Raw genomic sequence first — 22,485 nt, 5'->3', positions numbered from 1 at the left:
ATTGGTATAACACAGGAGCTATTGATGTTCCTGGTTTGAAAGTACTAAACTCTTGCTAAGCGAGGAGATCTTTATACTGATTGTTAAAAGATAAGCATAAAAAATGCGCGTAGTGTGTCACTGACGCGCATGTTAAGCTTCTGATAACTAGGCTGAGCTTATCTTCAACGATGTAATCGTATCATCACTAGATTAAAGAACCTTAGCAATAGCTTCACAGATGACCGGCATATTGTTTTTAGTCATGCCTGCAACACTAATACGCCCAGAACCCACAATGTAAACGCCAAACTCTTCTTTTAAGCGATTAACTTGGTCTTTATTAAGACCTGAAAAGCTGAACATACCGTTTTGGCGAGAGATAAAATCAAAATTTTGCTCAACACCAGCCGCTTTTAATGACTCTACAAACAGCGTACGCATTTCTGCAATACGTTCGCGCATCTCTTTTAGTTCGTCGTGCCATAATTGCTTAAGTGTGTCATCAGCCAAAATAGTACTAACGATCAGCGCGCCGTGTGCTGGAGGATTCGAATATGATGCACGGATAGTGCTCTTAATTTGGCTGAATGCGTTCACTGCTTCGCCGCTATTACAAGCAACAACCGTTACTGCGCCAATACGTTCGTTATATAGGCCAAAGTTTTTTGAAAATGAATTGGCAACGATTAACTCAGGAACCGTATTAGCAACAATACGAAGACCTTGAGCATCTTCTTCAACACCAGCACCAAAACCTTGGTAAGCAAAATCAAAAAGCGGAACTAACGACTTCTCTAAACACAGATCAGCAACTTGCTGCCATTGGTCAAGGTTTAAGTCGATACCCGTTGGGTTGTGACAGCAGCCGTGAAGTAAGACAAGATCGCCAGCCTTAGCGCCCTGAAGATCTGTTAGCATAGCCTCGAAATCTAGACCATGAGTTTCAGCCTTGTAATAGCGGTACTCAGCAATTTGTAGGCCCGCAGTAGCAAAAATATTATTATGGTTGGCCCATGTAGGATTACTGATCCAGATAGTTTTTGATGACGTGTGACGAACAATAAATTCTGCCGCAACGCGTAAAGAGCCCGTACCACCTGGTGCCTGCGCCGTTAATGCGCGTTGCTGTGATACTACATCATGTTCAGTACCAAATAGTAAGCCTTGAACGGCATGGTTGTACGCTTGAACGCCTTCCATACCGAGGTAGCTTTTACTTTTCTCAGTTCCTAATAGCTTTTCTTCTGCAAATTTTACTGACTTTAGGATAGGTGTCTGGCCTGATTCGTCTTTATAAATGCCAACGCCTAAATTCACTTTGTTTTCGCGAGCATCTGCTTTGAATGCATCTGTTAGACCTAAAATGGGATCAGCTGGGGCCAGTTCAACCTGGGAAAATATCATGACGGCTTTCCTAAATATTAGAAGTGTAGGGTTTTCGCGTGTATTTATAACATTGAAGCTAAATAGCACAAAGCGAGATCTGCGACTATTAGTAAAATTTGCGCTATCGCTTAGCTTTCATCAGTCGAAGGGGAGTAAATATACGTATTTCTTAAAATTTTTCCGAATTAATCACAATACTGTAAGACGGTGCGTACATTGCCACAAACAAAAAAGCCTTCAAATAAATGAAGGCTTTTACGGTTAATGGCGCTTGGTATTAACCAATCTTTTCTAAGCCGCCCATATAACCACGTAATACTTCTGGCACAGTGATAGAACCATCTGCATTTTGGTAGTTTTCGATAACCGCTACCAAAGTACGACCTACTGCTAAGCCTGAACCGTTTAGAGTATGAAGTAAGCTTGGCTTCTTATCGGTTTTAGCCTTAAAGCGAGCCTGCATACGACGTGCCTGGAAATCTTGCATGTTACTGCAAGATGAGATCTCTCTAAAGGTGTTCTGTGCAGGTAACCAAACTTCAATATCAAAAGTCTTGCTTGAACCAAAGCCCATGTCACCAGTACAAAGCACAACAGTACGGTACGGTAGACCTAACTTTTGCAGCACAGTTTCAGCGTGAGCGGTTAGCTCTTCTAATGCCTGCATAGAATCTTCTGGCTTTACAAGTTGTACTAGCTCAACTTTGTCAAACTGATGCTGACGGATCAAACCACGTGTATCACGACCGTATGAACCCGCTTCACTTCTGAAGCAAGGTGTATGTGCCGTAAGCTTAATCGGTAACTCTTCTTCATCAACAATGGTATCGCGAACTAAGTTAGTTAGCGGAACTTCTGCCGTTGGAATAAGGCTTAGGCCCTGACCTTCTTCTGTTGCTGGTTTGGTGTGAAATAGATCTTCACCAAATTTCGGTAGCTGACCGGTACCCAATAAGCTGTCTTCATTCACCAGTAAAGGCACATAAGCTTCAGTATAACCATGTTCAGTAGTGTGCAGATCCAACATGAACTGTGCTAGTGCGCGGTGCATGCGAGCGATTTGGCCTTTCATAACGATAAAGCGTGAACCGGTGATCTTAACGGCATTCTTAAAGTCTAAACCGCCAATATTCTCACCAAGCTCTACATGATCTTTAACGTCAAAATCAAACTCTTTAGGCGTGCCCCAACGGCGAACTTCAACATTTTCAGACTCATCCGCTCCAATAGGTGCAGACTCATCAGGTAGGTTAGGAACGCTCATTGCGATAGAGTTTAGCTCGTCGAGTAAAGATGCAAGCTCAACTTTCTTAGCATCAAGCTCTTCACCTAGTGAACCCACTTGAGCCATGATTGGTGCAACATCTTCGCCTTTAGCTTTAGCTTGACCAATCGATTTAGAGATAGCGTTACGTGATGCTTGTAATTCTTCGGTAGCAACCTGTAGTGACTTACGCTTGTCTTCAAGCTTGCCTAGGCGCTCAACATCTAAAATAAATCCGCGAGTCGCTAAACGCTCTGCGGTCACTTCTAATTCATTACGTAAAAATTTTGGATCTAACATATTTTATTATCTTAATAGTTAAAAACGAGAAAACACCAATTGCTGTCCTAGATATACGACGAAAATACAAACGCATACGTTAACAACAACATTCAATATGGCTTTAACCAATAAACCTTCTTGCATCAAAAGCAAAGACTCATTGGAAAAAGTGGAAAACGTGGTTAGGGCTCCTAACAGGCCGACCCCAATGAACGCTTTTATCTCTGGGCTAAGTTCGCTAACTTCTCCGAGTGCAAAAACAACACCCATTAAAAACGAACCTAAAATATTAACGACCAGTGTACCAAAAGGAAATCCACTACCAAATACCTGAAGCATCAATAATGAGATAAGATAGCGTAAAACAGCGCCAATTGATCCACCCAAGGCGATAAAAAGTACATTATTCATATCTTTTCACCTCACTCTGTTCATCTAACTGCTGTAATTGAGATAGCTTATCTTTAATCCGCTTTTCAAATCCACGCTCGGTAGGATAATAAAAACGATGTTCAACTATCGAGGCCGGAAGGTATTTCTCGCCACTGGCGTACGCATTTGGTTCATCGTGAGCATAACGATAGCCCTCGCCGTATCCAATATCTTTCATCAGTTGTGTCGGTGCATTACGTAAATGTTCAGGTACCGGCTCATGACCCGTTTCACGCGCTAACTGACGTGCAGCTGCAAAAGCAGTATAGACCGCATTACTTTTAGGTGCACTAGCAAGATATAATACAGCTTGTGCGATTGCTCGCTCACCTTCAGATGGCCCAACCCGATGAAAACACTCCCACGCGTTAATGGCGACTGTCATCGCCATAGGATCAGCATTACCAATATCTTCAGATGCAATCGCTAACAGGCGACGTGCAATATAAAGAGGATCGCAGCCGCCTTCTAACATCCGACAAAACCAATATAGCGCCGCATCAGGAGCCGAGCCACGAATTGATTTATGAACCGCTGAAATCAGATCGTAATATTGATCACCATTTTTATCGAATCCAGCAAGCTGTTGACCTGCAACTGCGATGATCATCTCTTCGGTAAATGCTTCGCCATCTTTAAGCATATCGCTCATTAGCTCAATCAGGTTTAACGCTTTCCGCGCGTCACCATCACAGATTTGAGCCAACTTTAACGAAACATCTGGAGGCATGAGTAAATGACGTTTTCCAAGCCCTCTTTCTTCATCCTCAAGCGCTTGCTGAACAATTTGGCCTATCTCATCGGGCGCTAACTGCTTAATAAGGTATACCCGCGCCCTAGATAACAATGCATTATTGATCTCAAAGGATGGGTTTTCAGTCGTGGCACCAACAAATATCACCGTACCATCTTCAATGAAGGGTAAGAAGGCGTCTTGCTGGCTCTTATTGAAGCGATGTACCTCATCAACAAACAGTAAGGTACGTTGCCCTCGCGACTGCGCTACGCTCTTGGCATGCTCAATGGCACTACGGATCTCTTTAACCCCCGAGCTAACCGCAGAAATGCGTTCTACATGTGCATTGGCATAATGTGCGACTAACTCGGCCAGGGTTGTTTTACCTGTGCCTGGTGGTCCCCAGAACATCATCGAATGCGCCCGACCCGCTTCAAGCGCCTGGCGCAGAGGCTTGCCCTCACCTAACAGATGTGACTGGCCAATATATTGCTCTAGCCGTTCAGGCCGCATTCTTGCGGCTAACGGTCTAAAGTCTGGTGCAAAATCAAAACTGAAACTGGACACGAACTTCTCTTAATTAGTCGATTTAAGACGTTGATCGTCGATATCTACATCGTCAGGTACGATGAACTCAAACAGTGCTTGGTCTTTACCGGCAATGACACTTTGATTGGTCAGTGTAAAGTCACTGATATTGCCCTGTTGATCCTTGAGTACCATTTTAGTTAACTGCTTATCGTTAAAGCAAACTTGCACTTCAGATACACCGCTGTCTTTATCTTTAGGGCTGATATCAAAACAGTTTTGGTGTTGAATAACATTGTATTGTGACCAGGTGGCATCGTCAGAGTGCACTAACAAGGCTATGGGAGATGCATTGATAGCCTGATTTAGGTCCATAACAGAAACTTCTTCTGCAAATGGGTTATAAATCCAAACGTCAGTACCGTCTGCAACAATTAAAGACTCGTCAGGTGCGGTTAAATGCCAATAAAATTGATTGGGGTGAGACAAAGCAAATACCCCCTCGCCCCTTTGAATCACTTTATCGTTGATGTCGGTAACAGTCTGAGTGAAGTTAGCTTTTAAGCTATTGACCTCAGTCAACTTAACTTTTAGTTCATCAGACGCTCCAGCAAAAGCTGGAAAGTGGCTCAACAAAGGCAGGCTTAGCACTGCAATAGCAAAAATCTTTTTCATTTTGTTCTCCGAGTTAAGCCTATATTTTAGGCTTAACACTGAATATATTTTGTGGGGCATGGCACTTATTTACACGTAATCTTTTGGCGGTGGCGGCGCTAATACTTCTCGATTACCGTTATGACCTTGGGCACTGACAACACCTTGAAGTTCCATCTGTTCGATAATACGCGCTGCACGGTTATAACCAATTTTAAACTTACGCTGCACACTTGATATTGAACCGCGACGAGTTTGTGTCACAAACGCAACCGCATCGTCGTATAAGGCATCCATCTCCTCTTCTGAATCACTGGCTTCGCCAGGTAATAACACTTGCTCACCTTCTGCAGAACCTTGCAAAATATCTTCGATATATTGCGGTTTACCTCGAGCATGCCAATCGGCGACCACTTTATGAACCTCATGATCGTCAATAAATGCACCGTGAACGCGGATAGGAACGCTAGTACCTGGTGGCAAGTACAACATATCCCCCATACCAAGCAAGGTTTCCGCGCCCTGTTGATCTAGAATCGTTCTCGAATCGATGCGAGATGAAACTTGAAACGCCATACGTGTTGGAATGTTAGCTTTAATCAAACCGGTGATCACATCAACAGAAGGTCTTTGAGTAGCAAGGATTAAATGGATCCCTGCAGCACGGGCTTTTTGAGCGATACGTGCAATCAACTCTTCTACTTTTTTACCTACAATCATCATCATGTCGGCAAATTCATCGACGACCACTACGATAGAGGGCAGTTTATCTAACTCTGGCGCTTCTGGCTCCATGCTGTCAGACGACTTCCACAGTGGATCATGTACAGGCTGCCCTGACTCTTTAGCCTGTTTAATCTTAGCGTTATAGCCTTTTAGATTTCGCACGCCAAGTGCTGACATCAATTTATAGCGACGCTCCATCTCTCCGACACACCAACGTAGCGCGTTAGCTGCTTCTTTCATATCGGTAACCACTTCACACAGTAAGTGCGGGATCCCTTCATAAACAGATAGCTCAAGCATCTTAGGATCAATCATGATGAAACGCACATCATCAGGGCCTGATTTATACAACAGACTAGTGATCATTACGTTTACACCCACTGACTTACCTGAACCGGTAGTACCTGCAACAAGCAGATGCGGCATTTTGCCTAAATCAACAACAACTGGCTTACCACCGATATCAGCACCGAGCACCATGCTTAGATGTGAAGGGTCGTCTCTGAAATCTTCACAGTCGAGCACATCACGCATAAATACCGTTTCACGGAACTTATTCGGCAACTCTAGCCCCACATAGGCTTTACCTGGGATCACCTCAACAACTCGTACATTTTCAGCTAACAATGAACGCGCCAGATCTTTCGATAAATTGGTGATTTTAGAGGCTTTAATCCCAGGAGCGAGTTCAAGCTCAAAACGAGTTACAACCGGGCCAGGATAAACACCTACTACGTTTGCAGTAATATTGAAGTCGGCGAGTTTAACCTCAACTAGCTTACCAATTTGCTCTAGCTCTTCTTGACTAATTGGATTGGTCTTACGATTTGGGACATCCAATAAAGAGATACTAGGTAACGGCGCCATAGGCTGGCGCTCTTGCTCAATGGCTTGACCGGGTAATACAACTATCCCATCAACAATCTTAGCCTTGTCATCCTCAATACGCTTAACTGCATTAACCGCACCCGACGAGGCGTTATTATTGAAATCGATTGATTCAATTTCATCACAGCTTTCATTCACCCATGGGGCTGAAATCCTTGGTTCATCAGCTAAAGTAGCATGGTGGCTATCAGCCTCGGTTAATTGAGGTTCATTGGCCTTAGGTGTATTGAATTGAGGTTCAATAACTTTAGGCTTTACTCTTGGTTGAGGTGTTAACTCTCGTCCGACAATCTTACTGTTACTGTTTTGGGCTTTTTGCTGTGAATCAAATTCATCATGCTCAATGCCGTCTTCATCGACGTCTTCGTATTCATGCGAGTCATCATCTGTTTGTCTATTACGTCGCTCTTTAAAGCGTTCAACCACAGACATAAAACCGCGTGTATCTTCGGTATCACCCAATTCAGGCTTAAATTTATTAGGTAGATCGCGCAGATTTTTAAATAGCCAAATAGTGGCATAGCCTGTTAGCTCTATCACGGTTAACCAGCTAATACCGGTCAGTAGTGTAAAACCGGCACCGACAAAACACAGTAGTAATAGCGTCGTCCCCAACTTATTAAAGTAAGGCAGCATTGCTTGACCAATAACATCACCCGCTACGCCGCCGGCTGAAAAACCATATAGTCCGTTTGCATTCATACTCGCTAGCGCAGCAAGACTAAATACAATTAACAAGAAGCCAATTAAACGTAGACCAACAGAAAAATAGTCAATCTCTAACAGCTTATGAGTTCGTTTAAACAGTAACCAACCCGTTAACGCGATAATGATAGGAATGATGTATGCGCAGTAACCAAAGAAATAAAATAAAACATCCGCTAACCACGCGCCTACAGCGCCCGTTAGGTTATTAATTTCGCCACTGAAATTTGATTGACTCCACCCTGGATCGGAAGAATGGAAACTGCTCAAAGCGATAAGAACGTAAGTTGCCAACATGCAACAAACAATGAGACTACCTTCTAATAGCCGTTGTACGCCTGAGAGCGTTTTAACACTATTTCCCTTAGACAATGGAAAACCTACACTAAAAAACGTTAATTAGGGATAACATACCAGAATTTAAGACTTTATGCAGCGTTTGCGACTTTCTAGTAATATTGAATAAATATGCACCCAAACAGTTTGCATCAATTTGTATCAGTTTGGATTTTGTATAAAAAAAGGAGCCTTTTAGGCCCCTTTTTGTATTTAGTATATTATTTATGAGTCTGAAACAGTATTGATAGCAACACGATTAGTTTGCTTAACTTCTTCCATCACGACATAAGTACGAGTGTCTGAAACTGCTGGTAATTTAAGAAGTGTTTCACCCAATAAGCGACGATATGCAGACATATCAGAAACTCGGGTCTTCAATAGGTAGTCAAAGTCTCCAGAGACTAAGTGACACTCTTGGATATCATCGAGTAACTGAACCGCTTTATTAAACTTATCAAACACTTCTGCAGTATCACGGTTTAGAGTGATCTCTACAAACACTAACAAAGAGGCACCTAAATAATGAGGGTTCACTAATGCTGTGTAACCCTTTATATACCCTTGCTTTTCAAGTCGTTTCACTCTCTCTAGGCAAGGTGTTGGGCTTAACCCTACGCGCTTAGATAACTCGACATTAGAAATTCGGCCATCAATCTGTAATTCATTAAGTATATTTCTATCGATGCGATCTAAGTCTTTTATAGGACTCTTTTTATTATTAACCATATATATAACCCTGGTTGACGTCAAAGACGATATTATTATCTGCTTTTAAAAAAACTTCAGCAGCATAAACTGCGGAATGAATACTATACTAGATTTCCCTGAAACATTCACGTTCAGGCAATACAAAATAACAATTACACCCATAGAAAATGGGTTTTTATGCGAATTTGAGGCTCGAAGATGATTATAGGTGTTCCAAAAGAAATCAAAAACCACGAATATCGTGTTGGCATGGTTCCATCAAGTGTTCGTGAATTGACGTCACGTGGTCATAAGGTTTTTATTGAAACAAATGCTGGCTCAGGCATTGGTTTTACAGATCAAGATTATATCGAAGTCGGTGCAAAAATACTGGACACTGCTGCAGAGGTGTTTGCTCAATCAGAGATGATTGTTAAAGTAAAAGAGCCTCAAGCTGTTGAACGCGCAATGTTACGTGAAGACCAGTTGCTATTCACCTACCTTCATTTAGCGCCAGACCTTCCACAAACAGAAGACCTAGTGAAAAGCGGTTCTGTTTGTATTGCATATGAAACAGTCACTGATGATCGCGGTACCCTTCCACTGCTTGCCCCTATGTCTGAAGTTGCAGGCCGTATGTCTATTCAAGCCGGTGCCATGGCTCTAGAGAAATCTATGGGTGGACGCGGTATGTTACTCGGTGGCGTGCCAGGTGTTGAGCCTGCTAAAGTTGTGATTATTGGCGGCGGCATGGTGGGTACAAACGCAGCGCAAATGGCTGTGGGTTTAGGTGCCGACGTTGTTATTTTAGATAGAAGCATTGATGCTCTTCGTCGCCTTAACGCTCAATTTGACAATAAAGTTAAAGCAATTTACTCAACTGCTGATGCAATTGAGAAACATGTACTTGAAGCTGATCTTGTGATTGGTGGTGTTCTTGTTCCAGGCGCTGCGGCTCCGAAACTTGTGACTAAAGAACATATCAAACGCATGAAGCCTGGCTCTGCAATCGTAGATGTTGCAATTGACCAGGGCGGTTGTATTGAAACATCCCATGCGACGACTCACCAAGATCCTACTTACATCGTTGATGATGTTGTTCATTACTGCGTTGCTAACATGCCAGGTGCAGTCGCTCGCACCTCGACATTTGCATTGAACAACGCAACACTGCCATACATCATTAAGCTGGCTCAACTCGGTTACAGAGAAGCACTTCTACAAGATAAGCACTTACTGAACGGTCTTAATGTTATGCACGGTAAGATCACTTGTGCTGAAGTTGCTGAAGCGCTTAATTTAGAATTTGTTGATCCAATGATTCTACTTAAGTAACACCTCAGAACCAGTCATTAAAAAAGGGAGCAAATCGCTCCCTTTTTTATGAACATATAAAACCTATCAACTTGGCTACGCAAAGCTATACCCTTTACCTCTCACTGTATTGATCAATGTCTTCGGGAGTTGATTTTCTGACAGTTTACGGCGTGTATTACTGATATGCATATCAAGGTTACGATCAAACTGCCCTAGCTCTTTTTGTAAGACCCTAAGCTGCAATTCCTGCTTTGTTACGACCAAACCTTTCCTTTCAAATAAATACTTAAACAGTTTAAACTCTGTTTGAGTGAACGATACTGATTGCTCAGAGGTTGAAATCATAAACTGGTTATCATCAAAGCTAATATCTTCAGAGAATTTAAGCTGACAATCAGCATTATTTTTAATGCAGTCTATTCGGCGCATCAATGCGTTAATCCGCACCACTAGCTCACGGTGACTAAATGGCTTACTCAGAAAGTCATCGGCACCTAACTCATATATTTTAATTCTGTCCTCTTCTGTATCTAAAGTTGAGATAACGATAGCCGGTGTTTTATCGAGTCGCAGTGTTAGCAACTCAAAGCCGCTTAACTCTAGCAAATTGATATCTAACAATATCAAATCCGGCCTAATGGACTTTAGTTTATCCAGTGCATCGGCGCCGCTATTTACAACGGTGACAATAAAGCCTTCTTGTTCCAAAACAGGTAATAAAGCTTTTAGGAATACAATATCATCATCTACCAATAGAAGGTGTTTCATCTCAAACAATCTTAATACGAATAATTTTCATTAAGATTACATTGAAAGGTAAGAATTTACCAGCATCTTTGATTAACTTGGATTGATTTAACGGGATTTATCGCGATTTTTCTGATAAGGATCTGGTATTGAAAGAAGCTGAGCCGCAAGTTTTTACTGGCGGCTCTGCGCTTTGTCTATGTAAGCAGGTTTAATGTTGACGTATTGACCGTAAACAACTTATTTATTCAGCATAAGCTCACGAATATATTTTACCGGTGCGCTGCCGTAACTTAAAAATTCTTCGTGGAATGCCTTTAAGTCAAAGTCATCACCTTTAAGCGTTTTATACTCTTCTCTTAAATCGTATATCTCACGGTAACCCGAATAGTAACTGGTTAACTGTACCTGACTCAGTGTTGCACGGCGCCATTTCCCTTCAGCTTCAGCTTGCTGCTGAAATGCCTCGTTAATCATAAGATCTAAAGCTTGCTCTTCAGTCATGCCGTTAACTTGAATACTGTAATCTAGGATAGTATTCGCGATGACTCGTAAGTTCCATTTGTAGTACATCAGCCACATTTCAGGCTCAAAATTGCCATAGCCCTCTTCAAGCATCATACGTTCGGTATACACAGCCCAGCCTTCTACCATCGCACCGTTGCCAAATAAACTTTTAATTAGGCTCGGCGATTCATTTGAATAAACCAATTGAGTGTAATGTCCAGGAATGGCCTCATGGATATTAAGTACCTGTAGTATCCAATGATTGTACTCTCTGAGGTAACTTTCAGCAGAGGGATCACTCATTCCATCAAGTGGTGTCACGTTATAATAGGTGTTACCTGACTTTTCATAGGGGCCAGGGGCACTAATTGAAGCGCCGGCATATCCACGCATGTATGCGGGTGTCTCACGAACCACCAAGGGCTTATTTGGATCTAGGGTGACTAGGTTCTTCTCGTTAACAAAATCAATCAGCTCTGGGATCTGCGCTCGAACTTCATCAACAAAATCTTCGCGTTTAACATGCTTGGCAGAAAGATTATTAATCAGTTGTTTAATTGCAACTTTGTCATCTTTTGGCATGGGAGTATCGAAGTATTTACTCCAAATTTTCTTGGTGATTTTGGCCATTTCGGCCTGAACTCGATTTTTGTCTTTGACAGCTTTTTCATAAAGCGCCTTACCTGACATACCCGCTTGTATATCGTAGGTAAACTTTTGTTCGTACAGTTTCTCACCAATACGGAAGCTTTTCGCGCCCTCGACCTCGACCTCAAGTTTAGCCTCTAATGCAGTTAACCAATCAATGTGTTCATTAATTGCCATGGTCACTTTATTAAAACGATTAGCAAATAACGCCTTTTCAGCGTTGGATAAACTCGACGCTAAAACTTGATTCAGTAGATCATTAGAAAAAACAGAGAATGCGCCTTGGTTTTGCATTATCGCGAGTTGCGTGTGTTCAATCGTTGGGTTTTGAATGTTTTCTCTTGCTGCAGCGTAATAAGCTGGCACATTTTCCATTCTTGCTAACACTGAACGCAAACGCTCACTAAGCGGGGCAAAGTCTTCATTAATAATCTGGGCAAATCCACCAGAGACGTTATAACTGGCAGGGTTCCATTGCCATGACTTGAAGGTGTCAATGTTCCACTTCATTTCGGCAAGTAAGTTTTCGATAAGACGGTAATCGGTCAGTGTCGCTGGTGACATGAGTTTAGGGTCAAACTTAGCTAACGCTGCTTGTTGTGTTTGAATAAACGCTAAACTCGCTGCACGGGTTTCAGCATTAGGAACCTTTAACACACCATCATATTTATGAAAACCACTATAAAGTGCCCAAGTTGGAGACTCTATCCATAACGCATCAATAAAATTTTGACTGAACTGGGCAAATGCTAAGTTTTGATCGGTGATCTCAACCGCCACTTGCTCAGTTGTAGGCTGACTTTGACAGGCTGTTAAGCCCACAAGAGATAACGCAATGGCCAAAGGCAGTGCGGCTTTTTTCATGGTGTGGTCCCTTAATTTGTTAGAGCGTGGTCTACTGCCACTTTAAAATCCGCTCCAGTAAATCATGTTCTGTGCATATTTTCAGTAACTAAACTCAGTTTGACAACCTTTGTTACACAACAAAGGCTGTCAAAGCTCGGCACTAAAAATTGTCTTTTAGCGTTACATTCTCGCTAAGGGTTCACATCTTTATTCTGATTGCATTCGACCTGCTTCTAGGTTGGCTTCAACCCAGGCCAATACTTCTGCAAAACGGTAATGCTCAAACTGAGCAAAACCTTTAGCCTGCCGTAGCTTTATCTTGGTAAATATCGGCGTCGTCAAACCACATAAAAACCTGCTTAATAATACTGGAGATAGGTGTTTAGCCAACTTTTCAATTGCTTCACGGCAAATATCATTAAAATAGAAGTCGGTTAAAGGCTTAAGGGGTTGCGGTGCAGGTAAGCGCGCAAGATTACCTAGGCATACACTACAGTGACCACAAGGGGCTGTTAAGTGAGGATCGGCGAAATATTGTGCCAGCTGTAAACTTAAACAAACTTCGCTGTCGAAAAAGTCGACTAACTGATTAATTCGGCTTATTTCACTCTGCTCTTTAGTGCTAAATCGGTCGAATAAACGCGCCGCGAGCGAATCGTTGATATTAGCGCTATAGATGTCATAAACCTGAGTTAATTGCTTACTTTGTAATTCTATAAGTTGCTTTTGATGTAGGTAATCGAGTGCTTTAATGGCACGATCTCGGCTATTTGGGAGTGTTTGCTCCAGTGCACTGAAGTTGGCGCTGTACCAAAGTTTGGCTTTATCAGAACTGTCGATAACAGCATTGATAAACACTTGACGCTGCGGATCAAACTTTGACAAGAGCTCATCGATAGGACATAAAAGTTTAAAACGATAATCAGCAAAATAACTGTACTTAGGCTTAATCACCCGCAGCATTTCAAGGTACACCAGTAAGGTTTTTAAGCTTAATGTACGGATGTTTGAGGCCGTTGATAGTTGGTTAAGCATCAGCTCCCACTGCGTGCTTACGGTTGACGCTTGACGGATTTCATCTAGGACAAATTCAATGGCACTAGGCTCTGGCGTATCACCATACACAAAGTTTTCTAGCACGTTAAGATTGTCACGATTAGCCAGCACTAGGCAGTCAGAGCTTAAGCCGTCTCGTCCAGCTCGACCAATCTCCTGGGCATAATTTTCAATCGATTTGGGCAGGTCGTAATGCGCCACAAAACGGATATCACTTTTATCAATCCCCATGCCAAACGCGATCGTTGCGACAATAATGGGTACCTCACCCGCCATAAACTGATTTTGTATGGTTTTACGTTTATCGCTATCCATTCCTGCATGATAAGCAACAGCTGAAAAACCTCTATTAACTAACGCTTTAGCTACAGTCTCAGCTGTTTGCTGTAGGGTGACGTAGACAATGCCACTTTGATTCTGATCCTGTTTTTGAACCAACCAATCACTTAAGTAACGTATTTTATCCTGTGCGCTTATTCCTACCGCATATAAATTAAGGTTAGCGCGATAAAAACCCGTCAGGGTAATACATTGCGGCTCTATGCCAAACTTACTGCCCATATCCTCGATAACTTTCGGAGTTGCAGTGGCTGTTAACAGCAGGACTTGAGGAATATTAAGTTGTCTTTGATACGCTGGCAGTTTGAGATAATCAGGTCTAAAGTTATGGCCCCACTCAGAAATACAGTGCGCCTCGTCGATCACTAACAACGAGATGGGAACCGATGAAATAAAACGTCTAAAACGCTCATTGTTTAGACGCTCAACCGAGATCATTAAAATTTTAATCTGCCCGTCAGTCACACCTTGGATCACGGCACTGGACTGTTCATTTGTTTGTGTTGAATCGATTGATGCCGCGGGGATCCCTTTGCGATTAAGAAACTGTAATTGATCATCCATCAGCGCAAGTAACGGTGAAACCACTAAAGTAAGGTGAGGTAATGCAAGTGCTGGCAATTGATAGCATAAGGATTTACCCGAGCCTGTAGGGAAAATCGCCGCCGCGCTTTTTCCGCTCAACACGTTGTTAATAACATCGCCCTGCCCCAATCTGAACTCGCTAAAACCGAAATAGCGATTAAGTAACGCCAGTGCGTTATCCATATAAAATCCTGTATGATTTTTTGTAAATGTGATGATTATTTAGTTGTCGCGATGCCTTTAACGGGGCGTTTTTTCACTAGTCTAAAATAGGCTTTAACCGGGTTATGATCAGAACTTGAGGTGATGATTGATTCAGCTTTTACTAACTCTAGTCCTCGATAAAATATATGATCAAGCTGGTGACCAAGAATGGTTGTTCTAGAGTCAACCTCAGGAATAACTTCAGTTAAACCTGTGCGCTTTGCCAATTGTTTAACCGTATCCAATCGAGTATCGCTCCAGGTATTCATGTCACCAGCAAAAATGACAGGTCCTTGATGATCTTGCATCGCTTCTTCCACTACCCGTAACTGAGATAGGTACTCTTCTAGACCGATGGTGAAGTTAATACTATGGATATTGATCACTAACAGCTGGCTTTGATCTGACAGTAAATAATACGACACCAACATTGATTTTGGGAAATTGATATAAGGTTCAGCCTTCCTAAACACGCAACTACTCATTGCGGGTTCTCTCGTCAAATTCATCACTCCAACGGGTTCGCCATCAAAACTAAATGCCTGCGCCAGAATCATAGAAAGCTTTTGTGACTCCACAAAGCTCTTGAGCTCTTTGGTTAACTGCGCCTCTTGAAGTAACAACAGATCAGAACGTTCTACGAGTTGCTTTAAGGTATCATCCCAACCGTCGCTGTTTTGCTTATAAAGATTCCAAGTAGTGATATCGAGCTTGCCGAACCTATCGAGCGACGCTTTGGTTGGTTTTGTCATACACTGGGCCTGCACACCTGCAGGATTATCGTTACTAACGAGAATATCGTCAGAGGGAATAACCGATGCGTCGTAGACATAAATAACCACGGCTACAGCTGCGATAAGTGCTAATAAAATGAGTTTACGGATAATTTTCGCCATAATTGACTTATTCAGCTCTGTTTTTAGATTTAAAGTAATCTTTTCATTATAATAGCTTATTACGCTTAATCACATAATCATTCTAGACAGGGATTATTCGCTCAAGCACCCTCCAACGCTCGCCCGCACTTGGCTTTGAGTGACTAAGGATAAATTTATCAAACACAATATGTATGAGTTTTATCAGCTACTAACCATAGCAGGCGTCTTTGTGTACTGGTTGATAATTGCTGGTATTAGTATTCGTGTCGTTGCCAAACGGCGAACGATTGGCGTATCACTCGCTTGGTTAATGATTATCTATATTGTCCCGTTAGGCGGTGCTTTTGCTTACTTACTTTTTGGTGAGCTCAATTTAGGCAAAAAAAGAGCGCTTCGAGCAGAGCTGATGTTCAAACCTTATGGAGAGTGGTTTAAAAAGCTCTATGAGTACCGAAAGTATCGCCCTCATGTTGCCAGCCTATATGGTCAATCAATCAGTGCCATTTGTGAAAAGCAAGTCGGGATCCCTGCATTGGCCGATAATAATTTAACCCTGTGCAGCGAAACCTATGAGATTTTAGATAATCTTATTGAAGACATAAACCAAGCGACTGAAACAATATTATTAGAGTTTTACATCTGGCACCCCGGCGGCAGAGCCGATGATGTTGCCCAGGCGCTCATACAAAGTGCGGCGCGAGGCGTGAAAGTACGCTTACTACTCGATGCGGCGGGAAGTCGACACTTCTTCAAAAGCCAATGGCCAAAACTCATGAAACAAAAGGGTGTTGAAGTCGTTAGCGCGCTAGAGGTATCACCTTTTCGTATGTTCTTTAGACGCTTAGATCTCAGATTACATCGAAAAATTGTTGTCGTAGATAATCAAATTGCCTATACAGGCTCAATGAATTTGGTCGACCCTAAGTTTTTTAATCAAGACGCGGGCGTCGGACAATGGATTGATGTCATGGTTAGGATCACTGGCACGTCTGTCCCCGTACTCAATAGTATTCACGCCTGGGACTGGGAAGTTGAAACCAACGAACGTTTTCTTCCAGAGCAACCCAAGTGCTTGTCTCATGAAGACAGTGAAATTACCGATTTAGTGCAAGTGATTCCTTCAGGGCCTGGCATGCGCGAAGAAGTGATCCACCGTGTGCTACTCCAAAGTATATATCAGGCTCAAAAAAGTATTGTTATAACAACGCCCTACTTCGTTCCCAGCGATAACTTACACATGGCATTGATTATTGCCGCACAGCGTAATGTTCAAGTTGATATTATTGTCCCAGATAAAAATGACTCATTGATGGTTGAATGGGCAAGTCGCGCATTTTTCAGCGAGCTCTTAGAGGCTGGGGTCAACATACATAGATTTAAAGGTGGCTTACTGCATACCAAGTCAGTTGTTATCGACAGTAATCATTGCTTAATCGGCACAGTTAACTGGGATATGCGCAGTTTATGGCTTAACTTCGAGGTGACACTCGCTGTCGATAACCTTGTTTTCACTCAAAAGCTTGAACAGGTTCAACAGGATTACCTTAAAGATTCAAATAAGATTTCACCTCAGGAATGGGCAAAGCGCTCTATTGCTAGCCGCACCGCTGAGCGAATATTTTATCTTTTTAGTCCGTTACTCTAACCATCTGGGTAGTTTTCGCTGAACTTTTGAACAGAACTTTTGAACAGAACTTTAGCCAGTACTCTTACTCAGAGCCCTTGCTCATTACCCCGAGGTCTAGCCTAGAAAGCTAGGCCTGATAGTAGTTATCGCTTGAATGCGATATTTGGCAACATTATGAATAAAGTTTTTATTATTGGCCTTCCGCGAACTGGCACTACAAGTATCAGTGTTGCTATGCTCGATTATGGTTTTAAAGTCGCCCATACCGCATATACTAAACAGGCATTTCATTTAGCCGACATCATTTCAGACTCTCCCTGTTTTTGTGATTATCAACAACTGGATGGGCTCTTTCCCAACTCCAAATTTGTTTACCTTGAGCGTGATTTGTCGCAATGGGTTCCCTCTATGCAGATGCTTATCAATAAAATGAAGGCACAGCTGGATCTGAAAACGGGTACGTTTAACCCGATCCTTAAACGGACCTTTAACAATACGTTCGATCTTGCTATTGCAAAAGAACCTGATGATGCAGAGCATCTAAAAGCCTGTTACTTACGTCATCAACAACAAGTCATTCATTATTTCGATGGCCGTGATGATTTCATTCGTATTAATGTTAGCCATCAAGATAGCTTAACCCGCATGCTGAGTTTTCTCGGTATCGGATTCGAAGGCACGCCAAAGTTCCCCCACTTAAATATCGGAAAAAAAGTGGCTTGCTGGGCGGAGCATAAGCATCCGAATAAAGTGAATTCAAATAGTGCGGGGATCGAAAATAGAAAGTTTTTTGATTATGCAGCTAAACGATAAGCCCTTAACTAAACTGATTAAAAGCCCTGTTATCAAACTATTAGTAACAGAGTGAAAGTAACAGATAATTCGTAGCACAAAGAGTTACCGGTAGGTATATAGATAGACAGCTAAGTAACAGACAGCAAAAAGCCCGTTATCTTGCGATAACGGGCTTTTCTAATATGGCGGTGAGCGAGAGATTCGAACTCTCGTTAGGGATTAACCTAAACACACTTTCCAGGCGTGCGCCTTCAGCCACTCAGCCAGCTCACCGATGCATTATCTTTTACGTGTTTAAGCACCACGATTGCTACCAAAAATCTTTTACAATAATTGCTTAGCAACGGAGCGCTACTTTACTGAAAAGGCCTTATTGCGTCAAGCCAAATAGCGCTATTACTCTTCGTTTGCACAATTGATGGTCAATTAAAAGATTTACTCGACGAATAAAAATAAAATAGCCTGCTTTGCAGGCTATTTTATTTAAAATCAATTGCTAAAGTTTAAGCATTACCTTTAACTTTCATATTTAAAGAAGCCGCAAAATCCAGCATTCTATCCAGTGGTTTGAGTGCATCGAGGCGCAATTCATCGTCGACAAAGATCTCATGCGCACTCGCGTCTTTATTCTCTAACGCACTTTCAATTGCTTTGAGGCCATTCATCGCCATCCAAGGGCAATGTGCACAGCTCTTACAAGTCGCGCCATTTCCACCTGTCGGTGCAGCAATTAGCTCCTTGTTAGGGGCTGCCTGCTGCATCTTATAGAAGATCCCTTTATCGGTAGCCACGATAAACATATCGTTATCCATGGTTTGGGCTGCTTTAATCAACTGACTAGTTGAGCCAACTGCATCAGCGAGTTCTACTACGCTAGCGGGAGATTCTGGATGCACTAAAACAGCGGCATTGGGATGTAACTTCTTCAGTTCACGCAATGCTTTGGCTTGAAACTCATCGTGGACAATGCACTCGCCCTGCCACATCAACATTTCAGCACCGGTTTGTTTTGCAATATAACTACCTAAGTGGCGATCTGGGCCCCAGATAATCTTCTTACCTTCGCTATCGAGATGCTCAACAATTTCAAGTGCAATGCTCGATGTCACAACCCAGTCTGCACGAGCTTTTACTGCTGCGGAGGTATTAGCATAAACCACTACAGTATGATCTGGGTGAGCATCACAAAACTCGCTAAAGGTCTCAATTGGGCAACCAAGATCGAGCGAGCAAGTGGCTTCCAGTGTTGGCATTAACACCGTTTTGTCTGGACTTAGGATCTTAGAGGTTTCACCCATAAACTTAACGCCAGCAACAATTAATGTTTTAGCGGGATGATCACGGCCAAAACGGGCCATCTCTAATGAGTCAGAAACACAACCGCCGGTCTCTTCCGCTAAAGCTTGAATTTCTGGGTCGGTATAATAGTGCGCAACCAAAACCGCATCTTTTTCTTTTAAAAGCTGCTTAATTCTGGCTGTTGATTCAGCTTTCTCACGATCGGATAAAGGAGCAGGCTTGGGTGGAAAAGGATAGTCAATATTTTCGATAATTGGGGCGAAAGCGCTCATAGTAAAACCAATGGGCAATAACAGATTAGCGGAATTATACGGAATAGTTAACAAATTTAAAACTACTACAGGGCTAATAGAGATAAAAAAGGCGCTATCACTAGCGCCATTTTATCACGTTGTTGATAGCTATCGCATAGCTAGCAACATTTCTTGTGGCTGTTCTAAATAGTGTTTCCACAAGTTACAAAAACGAGCAATGGTACCACCATCAATTACCCGGTGATCGCCAGACCAACTCACCTGCATGATCTTACGCGCTTCGACTTCGCCTTTCTCATTAAAGCGCGGTAGCATTTGCAGTTTACCTAAGGCGACTATCGCTACTTCAGGCTTATTAATGATTGGTGTTGCCACCGTACCACCCAATGCACCGATGTTTGAAATTGAAATACTGCCACCTTTAAGATCCGCTGGAGATACCCTGCCACTTCGTGCAGCATGAGTTAAACGCGTGATCTCAGTAGCGATTTCAAGAATCGTTTTATCTTGTACATCTTTTACATTAGGCACAAGTAGACCCACTTTAGAATCAACTGCCATGCCTATGTTATGGCTTGCAAGATAAGTCTGCTCAGTGCAGTCAGCATTAACTCGGCTGTTCATATCTGGAAATTGAGCCAGTGCCAGTGACATAGACTTCATAAAGAAAGGCATCATGGTGAGCTTGAGCTCGTCTGATGAATACTTTTTCTTCATGCTTTCACGTAGTGCAACTAAATCGGTTAAATCAAACTCTTCGCAATAGGTAAAATGTGGGATCGTTGATACAGAGTCCATCATCATTTTCGCCATCACGGCGCGTACACCTTTTATCGGCTCAACTCTATCGGCGTGGTTTTTAACCTGCAAGTTTTCAACCTGTGCGTGTTGAGCAACTGCCACAGTTTGCGCCGTTGCCTTAGCCGTGCTGACTGCGTCAGTGATACCTGACTGCATTGCCGCGCCGCCAAGGTGGTGACGCTCAATATCTTCCTTGTACACCCGGCCATTTTTACCAGAGCCACTCACCGTTGAGATATCAATATCTAGACTGCGAGCCAAACGTCGCACCGCAGGGCTTGCTAGCGCTTTGCCTTGTGGCACTATTTCATTTGTTGTTACTGATGCATTAGCAAGTGTATCGACGGTGCTAGTCTTGCTTGCATCAGTGACATTTACACTGTTTGCATCTGATACAACTTCAATGGCAAATAGCGGCTCATGCACACGTGCCAGCTGGCCTTTACGGTAATGTAATTTACTAATTTTACCGTTTTTTATGGCGGGTATTTGCACTAAGGCTTTATCGGTCATCACATCGGCAATAGGCTGATCTTCAACGACCATATCACCTTCGTTAACGAGCCATTCGACAAGTTCACACTCAACAATACCTTCACCGATATCGGGCAGTAAAAACTCTTCAATAGTCACACCTGCAGTGATCGCTACGGAAGGACTTGTTTGTACGGAGGCAGTTTCGACAAAGTTTGTGTCACTTATCGAGCTCTCGCCTGAAGCAGCGCTTGGCGTCACTTGCAGCTCTTCTGTTACATCGACAGAATAAAGCGGTGCGTGCACCAAAGCGATTTCACCTTTGGCGTAATGAAGCTTAGTAATAACACCGGCATTGGGCGCAGGAATTTGCACTAATGCTTTATCGGTCATCACATCGGCAATAGGTTGATCTTCAACAACACTATCACCCTCTGCTACCAACCATTCAACCAGCTCACATTCGACAACGCCTTCGCCGATATCCGGAAGGATAAAATCTTTAATCATGGCGGGCTCCTAAAATTTAACCGAAGCTTTGATTGCTTCAAACGTCTTTAACGCATCTGGCATATATTCTTTTTCATGGATCAAAGGATACGGTGTATCTAGACCACAAACACGGGCAATTGGCGACTCAAGGTACAAGAAACACTCTTCTTGAATTGTTGCTGCGATTTCACCTGCGAACCCACCCGTTAATGGTGCTTCGTGGTTAATCAGTAAGCGACCAGTCTTTTTTACTGATGCCGCGACAGTATCGACATCCCAAGGAGACAAGGTTCTTAAATCGATTATTTCACAAGAAATACCTTTTTTAGCCGCCATTTCAGCCGATTTTTCAAGGATCTCCATCTGAGCTCCCCAGCCTAGAAGCGTGATATCAGTCCCCACTTTCACGACTTCCGCTTTACCGAGTTCGATAACGTAGTCACCTTCGGGTACATCACCAACTGAGGCGCGATATAAGCGTTTAGGCTCGAAGAATATCACCGGGTTTTTATCACGAATAGAGGCGATTAATAAGCCCTTCGCTTGCTCTGGATTACGCGGCACAACCACTTTAAGCCCTGGTGTTTGAGTAAAATAAGCTTCTGGTGATTGCGAGTGATAGTGACCGCCTGCAATTCCGCCACCATATGGAGTTCTAAAGGTCAGCCCGCCCACATCAAACTCGTTACCACTGCGGTATCTAAATTTGGCACTTTCATTAACGATTTGATCAATTGCAGGAAAAATATAATCGGCAAATTGGATCTCAGCGACAGCCGTCATGCCATTTGATGCTAAACCATTGGCAAAGCCTGCTATGCCTTGTTCGGTTAACGGCGTATTAAAACAACGGTCGCGTCCAAACTTTTCTTGTAGGCCAGAGGTTGCTCTAAAGACCCCTCCAAAGTGACCGACATCTTCGCCAAACACTGTCATTGTTTCATCTGATTCCATTTCCGAGCTCAGCGCTTGGTTAATGGCTTGCAACATATTCATTTGAGCCACGG

Annotated in this window: 17 protein-coding genes and 1 tRNA gene; 3 read left to right on the top strand and 15 right to left on the bottom strand. The window is 42.8% G+C overall.

All coding sequences use genetic code 11. From position 1 onward, the window contains the following. Window positions 1–192: 192 nt before the first annotated feature. The 7 genes from ACVBIU_RS01370 to lrp form a co-directional block, all read right to left on the bottom strand. Window positions 193–1,386: an amino acid aminotransferase gene (locus ACVBIU_RS01370; RefSeq protein WP_447162768.1), complete on the bottom strand. Its 1,194-nt coding sequence runs from the start codon at window positions 1,384–1,386 to the stop codon at window positions 193–195. 259 nt (window positions 1,387–1,645) lie between these two features. Next, window positions 1,646–2,932 carry a serine--tRNA ligase gene (gene serS, locus ACVBIU_RS01365; RefSeq protein WP_447159219.1) on the bottom strand — a complete coding sequence of 429 codons (1,287 nt, stop codon included), beginning with the start codon at window positions 2,930–2,932 and terminating at the stop codon, window positions 1,646–1,648. Between the two features lie 18 nt (window positions 2,933–2,950). After that, window positions 2,951–3,325, bottom strand: coding sequence for a fluoride efflux transporter CrcB (gene crcB, locus ACVBIU_RS01360; protein ID WP_447159218.1), 375 nt, complete (start codon window positions 3,323–3,325; stop codon window positions 2,951–2,953). Next, complete coding sequence (locus ACVBIU_RS01355; protein WP_447159217.1) at window positions 3,318–4,649, bottom strand: replication-associated recombination protein A; 1,332 nt, start codon at window positions 4,647–4,649, stop codon at window positions 3,318–3,320. The genes crcB and ACVBIU_RS01355 overlap by 8 nt, the downstream gene beginning before the upstream one ends. 9 nt (window positions 4,650–4,658) lie before the next feature. Next, window positions 4,659–5,285: an outer membrane lipoprotein chaperone LolA gene (lolA, locus tag ACVBIU_RS01350; RefSeq protein ID WP_447162769.1), complete on the bottom strand. Its 627-nt coding sequence runs from the start codon at window positions 5,283–5,285 to the stop codon at window positions 4,659–4,661. Between the two features lie 69 nt (window positions 5,286–5,354). After that, window positions 5,355–7,955 (bottom strand): DNA translocase FtsK 4TM domain-containing protein, encoded by a 2,601-nt coding sequence (locus ACVBIU_RS01345; protein ID WP_447162770.1) that lies wholly within the window; start codon window positions 7,953–7,955, stop codon window positions 5,355–5,357. Between the two features lie 189 nt (window positions 7,956–8,144). Continuing rightward, on the bottom strand, window positions 8,145–8,648 hold the full coding sequence (gene lrp, locus ACVBIU_RS01340) for a leucine-responsive transcriptional regulator Lrp (RefSeq protein WP_447159214.1): 504 nt from the start codon (window positions 8,646–8,648) through the stop codon (window positions 8,145–8,147). 180 nt (window positions 8,649–8,828) lie between these two features. Between lrp and ald the strand changes: the two genes are divergently transcribed. Then, window positions 8,829–9,944: an alanine dehydrogenase gene (gene ald / locus ACVBIU_RS01335; RefSeq protein ID WP_447159213.1), complete on the top strand. Its 1,116-nt coding sequence runs from the start codon at window positions 8,829–8,831 to the stop codon at window positions 9,942–9,944. Between the two features lie 75 nt (window positions 9,945–10,019). Here the strand turns inward: ald and ACVBIU_RS01330 are convergent, their stop codons facing one another. From ACVBIU_RS01330 to ACVBIU_RS01315, 4 genes are all read right to left on the bottom strand, one after another. Beyond that, the gene (locus ACVBIU_RS01330) at window positions 10,020–10,694 is read right to left on the bottom strand and encodes a response regulator transcription factor (protein WP_447162771.1); all 675 of its coding nucleotides are present in this window, start codon (window positions 10,692–10,694) and stop codon (window positions 10,020–10,022) included. Window positions 10,695–10,913: 219 nt separating this feature from the next. Beyond that, window positions 10,914–12,692, bottom strand: a complete 1,779-nt coding sequence (locus tag ACVBIU_RS01325) for a DUF885 domain-containing protein (protein ID WP_447162772.1) — start codon at window positions 12,690–12,692, stop codon at window positions 10,914–10,916. Window positions 12,693–12,881: 189 nt separating this feature from the next. After that, on the bottom strand, window positions 12,882–14,837 hold the full coding sequence (locus ACVBIU_RS01320; RefSeq protein WP_447162773.1) for a RecQ family ATP-dependent DNA helicase: 1,956 nt from the start codon (window positions 14,835–14,837) through the stop codon (window positions 12,882–12,884). 35 nt (window positions 14,838–14,872) lie between these two features. After that, window positions 14,873–15,754, bottom strand: coding sequence for an endonuclease/exonuclease/phosphatase family protein (locus tag ACVBIU_RS01315; protein WP_447162774.1), 882 nt, complete (start codon window positions 15,752–15,754; stop codon window positions 14,873–14,875). 169 nt (window positions 15,755–15,923) lie between these two features. On the opposite strand from ACVBIU_RS01315, the gene cls reads away from it, so the two are divergent. Both cls and ACVBIU_RS01305 read left to right on the top strand, forming a co-directional pair. After that, entirely contained in the window at window positions 15,924–17,381 is a 1,458-nt protein-coding gene (gene cls / locus ACVBIU_RS01310; RefSeq protein ID WP_447159363.1) for a cardiolipin synthase, read from the top strand. A gap of 156 nt (window positions 17,382–17,537) precedes the next feature. Next, the gene (locus ACVBIU_RS01305; RefSeq protein ID WP_447159208.1) at window positions 17,538–18,176 is read left to right on the top strand and encodes a sulfotransferase; all 639 of its coding nucleotides are present in this window, start codon (window positions 17,538–17,540) and stop codon (window positions 18,174–18,176) included. A gap of 165 nt (window positions 18,177–18,341) precedes the next feature. Here ACVBIU_RS01305 and ACVBIU_RS01300 read toward each other — a convergent pair. The 4 genes from ACVBIU_RS01300 to ACVBIU_RS01285 all read right to left on the bottom strand — a co-directional run bounded on the left by ACVBIU_RS01300 (window position 18,342) and on the right by ACVBIU_RS01285 (window position 22,483). After that, a tRNA-Ser gene (locus ACVBIU_RS01300) sits at window positions 18,342–18,431 on the bottom strand. Between the two features lie 230 nt (window positions 18,432–18,661). Continuing rightward, the gene (gene nadA, locus ACVBIU_RS01295) at window positions 18,662–19,729 is read right to left on the bottom strand and encodes a quinolinate synthase NadA (protein WP_447159207.1); all 1,068 of its coding nucleotides are present in this window, start codon (window positions 19,727–19,729) and stop codon (window positions 18,662–18,664) included. Window positions 19,730–19,858: 129 nt separating this feature from the next. Further along, window positions 19,859–21,496: a dihydrolipoyllysine-residue acetyltransferase gene (locus tag ACVBIU_RS01290; RefSeq protein ID WP_447162775.1), complete on the bottom strand. Its 1,638-nt coding sequence runs from the start codon at window positions 21,494–21,496 to the stop codon at window positions 19,859–19,861. Window positions 21,497–21,505: 9 nt separating this feature from the next. After that, complete coding sequence (locus tag ACVBIU_RS01285) at window positions 21,506–22,483, bottom strand: alpha-ketoacid dehydrogenase subunit beta (RefSeq protein ID WP_447159205.1); 978 nt, start codon at window positions 22,481–22,483, stop codon at window positions 21,506–21,508. Between the last annotated feature and the right edge of the window lie 2 nt (window positions 22,484–22,485).

It is taken from the genome of Shewanella sp. 30m-14, assembly GCF_052977125.1.
This window is presented reverse-complemented; position numbering and strand designations above follow the sequence as displayed.

Coding starts and splice junctions, on each gene's coding strand:
- ACVBIU_RS01370 (WP_447162768.1), bottom strand. CDS start 1,386: ATGATATTTTCCCAGGTTGAACTGGCCCCAGCTGATCCCATTTTAGGT.
- serS (WP_447159219.1), bottom strand. CDS start 2,932: ATGTTAGATCCAAAATTTTTACGTAATGAATTAGAAGTGACCGCAGAG.
- crcB (WP_447159218.1), bottom strand. CDS start 3,325: ATGAATAATGTACTTTTTATCGCCTTGGGTGGATCAATTGGCGCTGTT.
- lolA (WP_447162769.1), bottom strand. CDS start 5,285: ATGAAAAAGATTTTTGCTATTGCAGTGCTAAGCCTGCCTTTGTTGAGC.
- lrp (WP_447159214.1), bottom strand. CDS start 8,648: ATGGTTAATAATAAAAAGAGTCCTATAAAAGACTTAGATCGCATCGAT.
- ald (WP_447159213.1), top strand. CDS start 8,829: ATGATTATAGGTGTTCCAAAAGAAATCAAAAACCACGAATATCGTGTT.
- ACVBIU_RS01330 (WP_447162771.1), bottom strand. CDS start 10,694: ATGAAACACCTTCTATTGGTAGATGATGATATTGTATTCCTAAAAGCT.
- ACVBIU_RS01325 (WP_447162772.1), bottom strand. CDS start 12,692: ATGAAAAAAGCCGCACTGCCTTTGGCCATTGCGTTATCTCTTGTGGGC.
- ACVBIU_RS01320 (WP_447162773.1), bottom strand. CDS start 14,837: ATGGATAACGCACTGGCGTTACTTAATCGCTATTTCGGTTTTAGCGAG.
- ACVBIU_RS01315 (WP_447162774.1), bottom strand. CDS start 15,754: ATGGCGAAAATTATCCGTAAACTCATTTTATTAGCACTTATCGCAGCT.
- cls (WP_447159363.1), top strand. CDS start 15,924: ATGTATGAGTTTTATCAGCTACTAACCATAGCAGGCGTCTTTGTGTAC.
- ACVBIU_RS01305 (WP_447159208.1), top strand. CDS start 17,538: ATGAATAAAGTTTTTATTATTGGCCTTCCGCGAACTGGCACTACAAGT.
- nadA (WP_447159207.1), bottom strand. CDS start 19,729: ATGAGCGCTTTCGCCCCAATTATCGAAAATATTGACTATCCTTTTCCA.
- ACVBIU_RS01290 (WP_447162775.1), bottom strand. CDS start 21,496: ATGATTAAAGATTTTATCCTTCCGGATATCGGCGAAGGCGTTGTCGAA.